Source organism: Mixta sp., assembly GCF_024610815.1.
Classification (GTDB): Bacteria; Pseudomonadota; Gammaproteobacteria; order Enterobacterales; family Enterobacteriaceae; genus Mixta; species Mixta calida.
In genome coordinates this window covers 1-9,355 of the sequence record NZ_JANION010000180.1, presented here as the reverse complement: position 1 = coordinate 9,355, position 9,355 = coordinate 1, and the positions used below count along the sequence as shown (strand labels likewise).

General features: G+C 55.1%; 9 protein-coding genes and 3 pseudogenes. 6 read left to right on the top strand and 6 right to left on the bottom strand.

Going from position 1 to position 9,355, the window contains the following annotated elements; translation table 11 throughout:
- Both MYY08_RS13645 and argR read right to left on the bottom strand, forming a co-directional pair.
- Window positions 1-88, bottom strand: a pseudogene (locus MYY08_RS13645) (hypothetical protein); the annotation flags it as partial.
- A 460-nt stretch (window positions 89-548) separates the two neighbouring features.
- Window positions 549-1,019 (bottom strand): transcriptional regulator ArgR, encoded by a 471-nt coding sequence (gene argR / locus MYY08_RS13640; RefSeq protein WP_038628827.1) that lies wholly within the window; start codon window positions 1,017-1,019, stop codon window positions 549-551.
- 444 nt (window positions 1,020-1,463) lie between these two features.
- On the opposite strand from argR, the gene mdh reads away from it, so the two are divergent.
- The gene (gene mdh / locus MYY08_RS13635; RefSeq protein WP_038628825.1) at window positions 1,464-2,399 is read left to right on the top strand and encodes a malate dehydrogenase; all 936 of its coding nucleotides are present in this window, start codon (window positions 1,464-1,466) and stop codon (window positions 2,397-2,399) included.
- A 56-nt stretch (window positions 2,400-2,455) separates the two neighbouring features.
- Here mdh and degS read toward each other — a convergent pair whose 3' ends face one another.
- The 3 genes from degS to zapG all read right to left on the bottom strand — a co-directional run bounded on the left by degS (window position 2,456) and on the right by zapG (window position 5,499).
- On the bottom strand, window positions 2,456-3,514 hold the full coding sequence (degS, locus tag MYY08_RS13630; protein WP_190296430.1) for an outer membrane-stress sensor serine endopeptidase DegS: 1,059 nt from the start codon (window positions 3,512-3,514) through the stop codon (window positions 2,456-2,458).
- Window positions 3,515-3,608: 94 nt separating this feature from the next.
- Window positions 3,609-4,982 (bottom strand): serine endoprotease DegQ, encoded by a 1,374-nt coding sequence (degQ, locus tag MYY08_RS13625; protein ID WP_288014574.1) that lies wholly within the window; start codon window positions 4,980-4,982, stop codon window positions 3,609-3,611.
- A gap of 115 nt (window positions 4,983-5,097) precedes the next feature.
- A complete protein-coding gene (gene zapG, locus MYY08_RS13620) occupies window positions 5,098-5,499 on the bottom strand; it encodes a Z-ring associated protein ZapG (protein WP_038628819.1) in 402 nt (133 codons plus the stop codon).
- Window positions 5,500-5,673: 174 nt separating this feature from the next.
- Between zapG and zapE the strand changes: the two genes are divergently transcribed.
- The 5 genes and pseudogenes from zapE to sspB form a co-directional block, all read left to right on the top strand.
- Window positions 5,674-6,798 (top strand): cell division protein ZapE, encoded by a 1,125-nt coding sequence (gene zapE / locus MYY08_RS13615; RefSeq protein WP_038628817.1) that lies wholly within the window; start codon window positions 5,674-5,676, stop codon window positions 6,796-6,798.
- A gap of 226 nt (window positions 6,799-7,024) precedes the next feature.
- Window positions 7,025-7,453 (top strand): 50S ribosomal protein L13, encoded by a 429-nt coding sequence (rplM, locus tag MYY08_RS13610; protein WP_038016830.1) that lies wholly within the window; start codon window positions 7,025-7,027, stop codon window positions 7,451-7,453.
- Between the two features lie 15 nt (window positions 7,454-7,468).
- A complete protein-coding gene (rpsI, locus tag MYY08_RS13605; RefSeq protein WP_038628814.1) occupies window positions 7,469-7,861 on the top strand; it encodes a 30S ribosomal protein S9 in 393 nt (130 codons plus the stop codon).
- A gap of 313 nt (window positions 7,862-8,174) precedes the next feature.
- On the top strand, window positions 8,175-8,816 hold the full coding sequence (gene sspA / locus MYY08_RS13600) for a stringent starvation protein SspA (RefSeq protein ID WP_038628812.1): 642 nt from the start codon (window positions 8,175-8,177) through the stop codon (window positions 8,814-8,816).
- Between the two features lie 5 nt (window positions 8,817-8,821).
- A pseudogene (gene sspB, locus MYY08_RS13595) lies at window positions 8,822-9,286 on the top strand (ClpXP protease specificity-enhancing factor); the annotation flags it as partial.
- Here sspB and MYY08_RS13590 read toward each other — a convergent pair.
- Window positions 9,268-9,355 (bottom strand): annotated as a pseudogene (locus MYY08_RS13590) (FAD-dependent oxidoreductase); the annotation flags it as partial. The pseudogenes sspB and MYY08_RS13590 overlap by 19 nt on opposite strands.

Genomic DNA, 9,355 nt, shown 5'->3' with positions numbered 1-9,355 from the left:
GTTCAGCGGTAACGGATTCGGCGGCGAAAGCGCCGAACGACAGCACAGAAAGCAGGCTTACTGCGGCGATAGTAGTTTTAACGTTCATTGATCTGTTCCTCGTCTTTGGTTTTTCTCTTTATTCATTTTGTGATTCTCATCACGAAAACAAGTATAGATCTAATAACGACTGAAATTAATATTCCGCTAATAATGTTTTGTGGTGACAACTTAGCGCGTAAGCACATTTTTATCGCGTTTAGTTATAAAAACAGTCTAATTTTTGTTCGCATAACGTTAAATCCACGTTAAAACAGCAACATGAGAGAATTTATCTATTCGTGCTTTGTTTGTTGGTGTAAAACCCTGGATAACAGGTGACAACAGAAGTATGAGCTGAGACAAAGGTCTCGTGGTAGCACAAAATGCGAATATAGTCGTTAACAGCAGGGGAAAGCGCAGCGGCGTTATTCCATTCCGCAATGAAGCGTTAAAGAGGAAGGTGCGATAAAGAAGGGGAAGGTCGATAGAAAGATCATTAGCGGCGCGGCGCTAATGATCTTGTGCGCTTACAGCTCCTGTTCAAACAGGTTCAGTATCGCTTCATAAAGTTGCTTCACGGTAAAGGCGCGTGCGGGCGTAATAAAGATGGTGTCGTCACCGGCGATAGTGCCCAGGATGCCTTCCGCTTTGCCGAGAGAATCAAGCAGGCGCGCAATCAGCTGCGCCGCGCCGGGACTGGTATGAATCACCACCAGCGCATCGTTATAGTCGATATCCAGCACCAGGTTTTTCAGCGGAGAGGTGGTGGTCGGCACGCCCAACTCGGCCGGCAGACAGTAAACCATCTCCATTTTGGCGTTACGGGTACGCACCGCACCGAACTTGGTCAGCATTCGGGACACTTTCGACTGATTGATGTTGTCGAAGCCCTCTTCCTGCAGTGCGGTCACGATCTCACCCTGCGAGCTAAACTTTTCTTCTTTCAGTAAAGCTTTGAACGCTTTGATCAGATCTTCTTGTTTCGATGGGTTACGCATAGGCTACCGATAATATGAAAATGCAGTGAAGCCCGGCCAGCAGGCGATACATTATTATGCATTTAGATGAATGTTTATGCAAATCCGCAGCGGGGACGATCTGCGTTACCGCGTGCAGGGCGCGCATTTTAGCAGAATTTCGCCCAAGATAAAATTTACTGCGAACGCATAGCTATGGCAGACGAAGTGAAGGGATTGTTATAAAATTGATGTTGTTCTGCTAAACATGAACGGTGTAAGGTACAGCTGATTAATGTGTCTGCATCCAGTTACGGTCAGCATCGGGCCTGTACGTAATGCGGTCATTCTCACCCGTTTTGCAGGCTGTTTGTGCTGTGACCCGCAAAACGATGACAACGTCCTCGCTATTGCTTCTCAGGCCGTCCAGCATGTTACCCCGCTGGATCCCGGCATTTTTCTGCTCACTATAATAAGGAGTTTAGGATGAAAGTTGCAGTTCTCGGTGCGGCTGGTGGTATCGGCCAGGCACTCGCACTTCTGCTTAAAACCCAGTTACCTGCGGGTTCAGAACTCTCCCTGTACGATATCGCTCCCGTTACGCCCGGTGTGGCCGTTGACTTAAGCCACATTCCTACGCCGGTTAAAATCAAAGGTTTCAGCGGTGAAGATGCGACGCCTGCGCTGCAGGGCGCCGATGTGGTGCTGATTTCCGCAGGCGTGGCGCGTAAGCCCGGTATGGACCGCTCCGATCTGTTTAACGTCAATGCGGGCATCGTACGTAATTTGATTGAGCAGGTAGCGAAAACCTGTCCGAAAGCGCTGATCGGCATTATTACCAACCCGGTGAACACCACTGTCGCTATCGCTGCCGAAGTGCTGAAAAAAGCGGGCGTTTACGATAAGAATCGTCTGTTCGGCGTCACCACGCTGGATATCATCCGTTCCAATACCTTTGTCGCCGAACTGAAAGGCAAGCAGCCGACCGAGCTGAACGTGCCCGTCGTCGGCGGTCACTCCGGCGTCACCATTCTGCCGCTGCTTTCTCAGGTCCCCGGCGTCTCCTTCAGCGAGCAGGAAGTAGCCGACCTGACTAAACGCATTCAGAACGCCGGCACCGAAGTGGTGGAGGCGAAAGCGGGCGGCGGATCGGCGACGCTGTCGATGGGCCAGGCGGCGGCGCGTTTCGGCCTGTCGCTGGTACGCGCGCTGCAGGGCGAAAGCAATGTGGTTGAGTGCGCCTATGTCGAGGGCGACGGCGAATATGCGCGCTTCTTCTCTCAGCCGCTGCTGCTGGGCAAAGAGGGCATCGCCGAGCGTCGTGCTATCGGCACGCTGAGCGACTTCGAGCAGAAGGCGCTGGAAGGCATGTTGGATACGCTGAAAAAAGATATTCAGCTGGGCGAAGAGTTCGTTAAATAAGTTAACGACCGCCGTAAAAAAGGGAGCCGGAAGGCTCCCTTTTGCATTTGTAGCGGTCAACCCTGCGCCGGGTATTCCTGAATAGTGACTGGCAATGTCAGTTTGCGATCGTTGCGGATCACCTGCACTTCAATAACCGAGCCGGGACGCACCTCCGCGACCTGATCCATCGTTTCCTGCGCGGACACCGCCGGCTTGCCGTTAACGCTGACAATCAGGTCGTTGGCCTGAATGCCGGCTTTCGCCGCCGGGCCATCCGGCGCTACGTTGTTTACCACGATGCCCTGAATGCGATCGAGGCCCGCGTTCTGGCCGTGCAGCGGCGGCACCTCACGGCCGGTAATGCCGATATAGCCGCGAATAACGCGCCCGTCGCGGATCAGCTTATCCATGATTTTAGTGGCCAGCGCGGTGGGAATAGCGAAGCCGATGCCCTCCGGCGTTTCGCCGTCGTTGCTCTTGTCAAACGACAGGGTATTGATGCCCATTAGCTCGCCGAGCGAGTTAATCAGCGCGCCGCCAGAGTTGCCACGGTTAATCGAGGCGTCGGTCTGGAGAAAGTTCTGGCGTCCGGAAGGGCTTAAGCCGACGCGGCCTGTGGCGCTGATAATGCCCTGCGTTACGGTCTGCCCAAGATTATAAGGGTTGCCAATCGCCATCACGATATCGCCTACGTGTGCGACGCGATCACGGTTAATCGGGATCACCGGCAGGTTGGCGGCGGTGATTTTCAATACCGCTAAATCGGTCAGGCTGTCCGACCCCACCAGCATCGCCTCAAAGAAACGGCCATCCTGGAGCGCGACGATAATTTGGTCGGCGCCGTTGATGACGTGGCGGTTGGTCAGGATATAGCCTTTATTATTCATGATGACGCCGGAGCCGAGCGTCGTAATCCCGCGTCCGTTACTGCTTGCCGCGCTGCGGTTATAAACGTTGACCACCGCAGGAACAGCGCGGCGCACGCCCTGATTAAAGCTGAAGGGCGTTTGATCGGCGCTGCTTTCTGGCTCGGAAAGTAAGCCGGTGCCAATACGCAACGCAGGCATGGCCGCCAGTAAAATACCTGCGACGATCAGCCCCAGAACTACCGAACGCAAGAGTTTAAGAAACATGATGTTAAGTTATATCAGGAAAGATCCGGGGCAGAATATCACGAGTTTCGCGGACACACACGGGTTGTGTCCGCGATATGATACGCCGGTATTTTTAACGCAGCAGAAGATAGATGCTTTCGCCGCCGCGCACCACATTCAGCGCCAGGAACGGCGGCTTGCTGGCCAGCACTTTGCGCATCTCATCCAGACCCTGCACGCGAGTGCGGTTGACGCCGATAATCACGTCATCTTTCTGCAAGCCGATCTGCTCTGCCGGGGTTCCTTTCTGCACGCTGTCGACTTTCACGCCTTTGTTGCCGTCCGGCAACTGGCCGTCGCTGAGCGACGCGCCCTGCAATGCAGGCGTCATCAGTTCATCGCTGGACATGGTGCGCGCGCTGGCGTCGAGCTTAACCGTTACGCTAAGCGGCTTCCCTTCACGCAGCAGGCCGATTTTCACCTCTTTGCCCGGCGGCGTGGTGCCGATTTTCACCCGCAGTTCGGCGAAGCTGGTAATCGGCTTGTCATCTACCGAAGTAATGATGTCGCCCGCTTTAATGCCTGCGGTCGCCGCCGCGGATTTCGGCAGCACTTCCGATACGAAGGCGCCGCGCTGGGCATCGACATTAAAGGCGCGCGCCATATCGGCGGTCATTTCGGTGCCCTTGATGCCCAACTGGCCGCGCTTCACTTCGCCGGTGGCGATCAACTGCTGCGCCAGCTCCATCGCCATATTGCCCGGAATAGCGAAGCCGATGCCGATATTGCCGCCGCTGGCGGCGAGAATCGCGGTGTTGATGCCGATCAGCTCGCCGTTCAGGTTCACCAGCGCGCCGCCGGAGTTGCCGCGGTTGATGGCGGCGTCGGTCTGAATAAAGTTTTCCAGCCCTTCAAGATTCAGGCCACTGCGTCCCAGTGCGGAGATAATCCCGGAAGTGGCGGTCTGTCCAAGCCCAAAGGGGTTGCCGATGGCGATGGCGAAATCGCCTACGCGCAGCTGGTCGGAGTCAGCCACCTTAACCTGCGTCAGGTTGCTGGCGCCCTGTAGCTGAATCAACGCGATGTCGGTCTGTTCGTCGCGGCCGATAAGCCTGGCGTCATATTCGCGGCCGTCGCTCAGCTGGACGCTGATCTTATTGGCGCCGTTCACCACATGGTTGTTGGTCAGCACATAGCCTTTTTGCGCGTCGATGATCACGCCCGAACCTAAACCTTCGAACGGCTGCGGCTGCGCATCTTCGCCCTGATCCTGACCGAAGAAACGCTTTAACGGCTCCGGCAGATCCTGCGTCTGATCGTCTGTCGCCGTGCCTTCAACATGCACGCTGACCACCGCGGGCAGCACTTTCTCCAGCATCGGCGCCAGGCTGGGCAGAGGCTGATTTTGTACCTGAGCCGGCAGCATCGCCATGGCGGAAGGCGCCACGGTCAGATTCATGCCAACGGTCAGGGCTACCGCGCTCAACAATAATGATTTTTTCTTCATCGTTACGACGCTCTCGCTGCTCAACTGAAGGAAGATAGTAGATGATTTGCGTGCCGGATATGGCTATCAGGCCTGACGAATAAAAGGGAAAAGGGCGCGGATGCGCCCTGGTTTATCAGTCGCGCGGCGTACGTTCGCCACGCAGAAGGCCGGATGCGCCTTCTGAATAATCACGCGGGATTTGCACCGGCGCCTGATCGTTGTCCGCTTCCGCTTCGGTAAGCTGATAGGCGAACGGGTTTTTCTCGCCCGGCAGGTCCGGCAGCAGATCGTTGGAACCCTTCGCCATATGCTGATAAAGCTGGCGGTAGTCGCGCGCCATATTATCCAGCAGTTCGGCGCTCTGAGCGAAATGGTTAGTCAGCTCCTGGCGATAGTCCGCCAGCTCCGCTTTGGATTTCTCCAGTTCGTACTGCATGCTGCGCTGTTCGCGCAATTTTTTATTGCCAAAACGCATGGCGACCGCGCCGATAATAATGCCAATGACTAAACCAATTAGCCCGTATTCCCAGGTCATAATGACTCCCGTAGTGTCCTCGTTGTTCCGTAGGGCGTTCCACTTCAATAATAGCCACTATAACCGTTAATCTTATGGAAGTGGAATCCTGCGGCAGCATCGCTTAGTGTAGAACGGACTTTTTTTCGACAAACAGGCAGTGACCTGACATTTTTTAGGGAAGCAGGGTTAATAATGCAAACGATGTCCCCCCTGGCGCGTTATGAGCAGGCGCTTGCACAAGGTGAATATCAGCCTGATGACGTACAGCGCGCCGCAATCAGCCGCCTGGACGCCATCCAGCGGGCGTTAAGCGACAGATCGCAGACTATGCCGACGGCGAACGGCTGGCGCGGCAAGCTCAGCAAACTGCTGGGCAAGGAGAAAAACGGCGGCGAGCCGCCGGTGCGCGGCCTTTATATGTGGGGCGGCGTAGGACGGGGCAAAACCTGGGTAATGGATCTGTTTTTTCAGTCTATTCCTGGCGAGCGCAAGCTACGACTCCATTTCCATCGCTTTATGCTGCGGGTGCATGAAGAACTCACCGCGCTGCAGGGAGAAAGCGATCCGCTGGAAATAGTCGCTGACCGCTTCAAAGCGCAGACGGACGTGCTGTGCTTCGATGAGTTCTTTGTTTCCGATATCACCGATGCGATGCTGCTGGGCACCCTGATGGAGGCGCTGTTCGCACGCGGCATCACGCTGGTCGCCACTTCGAATATTCCGCCTGACGATCTCTACCGCAACGGCCTGCAGCGTGCGCGCTTTTTGCCCGCTATCGAACAGATTAAGCAGCATTGCGACATCATGAACGTCGACGCCGGGGTCGATTATCGTCTGCGTACGTTGACGTCGGCGCACCTCTGGATGCAGCCATTGAATGACGAGACGCGTCAGACGATGTCGCGGATGTTCGTCGCCCTGGCGGGCGAGGCGGCGGATGAGCAGCCGGTGCTGGAGATCAATCATCGTCAGCTGCCGACGCAGGGCGTGAAGAAGGGCGTACTGGCGATCGATTTCGCCACGCTCTGCGGCGAAGGGCGTAGCCAGCACGACTATATTGAGCTGTCGCGTCGCTTTCACAGCGTGCTGCTGCTAAACGTGCCGGTCATGACGGCGCGCAGCGAAGATCGTGCTCGCCGGTTTCTGGCGCTGGTGGACGAGTTTTATGAGCGCCACGTCAAGCTGGTGGTGTCGGCGGAGACGTCTCTGTTTGAAATTTACCAGGGCGAGCGGCTGAAATTTGAATATCAGCGCTGTCTTTCGCGCCTGCAGGAGATGCAGAGCGAAGAGTATTTGCGCCTGAAACATCTTTCCTGAGACTCGCGCATTTTTTGATGAAAAGTGATCGATCTTTGGCAATGACTTCTCTATAATCTTGCGACCCCACGTTACGACAAGGTTTTTTTTCCCAGAAACTTTGTAGCACCGGCAAAACTGTCCGAGGGGGTGGGCTTGCTGGTCGATAAGGTCGTGTGAGCCTCAACCGTTTATTCAAGCGTTTGGGATTTCACCAACGTGTAACTTAATTTGGGTAAGCTTTTAGATGAAAACTTTTACAGCTAAGCCAGAAACCGTCCAACGTGACTGGTACGTAGTTGATGCGACGGGCAAAACTTTAGGTCGTTTAGCGACTGAACTGGCTCGTCGTCTGCGTGGTAAGCATAAAGCGGAATACACTCCGCACGTCGATACCGGTGATTACATCATCGTTCTGAACGCTGATAAAGTTGCCGTAACCGGTAACAAGCGTAGCGACAAGATTTATTACCATCACACCGGTCACATCGGTGGTATCAAGCAAGCGACCTTCGAAGAGATGATTGCTCGCCGTCCTGAGCGTGTGATTGAAATCGCGGTTAAAGGCATGCTGCCAAAGGGCCCGCTGGGTCGTGCTATGTACCGTAAACTGAAAGTTTACGCGGGCAATGAGCACAACCATGCGGCACAGCAACCGCAAGTTCTTGACATTTAATCGGGATTACAGGCAATGGCTGAAACTCAAAACTACGGCACTGGTCGCCGCAAAAGCTCTTCCGCTCGCGTCTTCATCAAGCCGGGTAGCGGTAACATCGTTATCAACCAGCGTTCTCTGGAACAGTACTTCGGTCGCGAAACTGCCCGCATGGTAGTTCGTCAGCCGCTGGAACTGCTGGATCTGGTTGGTAAATTCGATCTGTACATCACCGTTAAAGGTGGTGGTATCTCTGGTCAGGCTGGTGCGATCCGTCACGGTATCACCCGCGCTCTGATGGAGTATGACGAGTCCCTGCGTGGCGAACTGCGTAAAGCAGGCTTCGTTACCCGTGATGCTCGTGAAGTTGAACGTAAGAAAGTCGGCCTGCGTAAAGCACGTCGTCGTCCGCAGTTCTCCAAACGTTAATTGTTTCTGCTTCGGCAGAATACAGTTACAAAAAACCCGGCCTCTGCGCCGGGTTTTTTTATACGTAAAAGTCAGTGAAACGCGGGTTAATCACGCCTTTTTACCGGCAAATCTTCTTTCCTCTCCCCACAAACTGCTTAAAATCTGGTAAACTGACTGACACTTTGCGCCCGTTAAACGGATAGCTGTGGATGATAATCCTGACAGGAAGGGGGATTGACGCAGCTTCGGTCAGCGGGTGGTTTCGTCAAGCAGGTTAGTCGCCGCGCGGTTGGCTATTCGCACTGTATTCTGGATAAACTTGGAGGTTTTCATGGCTGTCGCTGCCAACAAACGTTCGGTAATGACGCTGTTTTCTGGTCCGACTGACATTTTCAGCCATCAGGTGCGTATCGTACTGGCAGAAAAAGGTGTCAGCGTAGAGATCGAGCAGGTTGAAATGGATAATCTGCCGCAGGATCTGATTGACCTCAACCCGTATCGCACCGTGCCGACGCTGGTCGATCGTGAGCTGACGTTGTATGAATCACGCATCATTATGGAATACCTCGACGAACGCTTTCCGCATCCGCCTCTGATGCCTGTTTATCCGGTCGCGCGCGGTGAAAGCCGTCTGATGATGCATCGTATCGAGCAGGACTGGTACAGCCTGATGCGCACTATCGAAACAGGTACCGGACAACAGGTAGAAACGGCGCGTAAGCAGCTGCGTGAAGAACTGTTGGCGATTGCGCCGCTGTTCACCCGCACGCCGTTCTTCCTGAGCGAAGAGTTCAGCCTGGTGGATTGTTATCTGGCGCCGCTGCTGTGGCGTCTTCCGTTGCTGGGCGTGGAGCTCACCGGCAGCGGTACTAAAGAGCTGAAAGGTTATATGACGCGCGTTTTCGAGCGTGACTCTTTCCTCGCTTCGTTGACCGAAGCGGAACGCGAAATGCGCCTGCAAGCCCGGGGCTAACGGCTATGGAAATGTCTCAACTTACCGCACGTCGTCCTTACCTGCTGCGCGCCTTCTATGGGTGGTTGCTGGATAATCAGCTGACGCCGCATCTGGTGGTGGACATCAATCAGCCTGGCGTGCTGGTGCCGCTGGAATATGCCCGCGACGGACAGATTGTATTGAATATTGCGCCGCGCGCAGTGGGCAATCTGGAGCTGGGCAATGATGAAGTGCGCTTTAACGCGCGCTTCGGCGGCGTGCCGCGTCAGGTGACGGTGCCGATTGCGGCCGTGCTGGCGATCTATGCGCGTGAGAACGGCGCAGGCACGATGTTCGAGCCGGAACCTGCTTATGAATTGCAGGAGACCGGGGAGCCTTTGCAGGGGCAGGAAGAGACGGTCATGTCGGTTATTGATGGCGATCGTCCTGATGACGCTGAGCCGGAAGGCGACAATCCTGATGACGATCCGCCGCCGCGCACGGACCGAACGGTGCCGACGCCCAGGAAGACAGCGTCAAAGACAGTAAGCAAATCATTGAGCAGGACAACGCGGCCG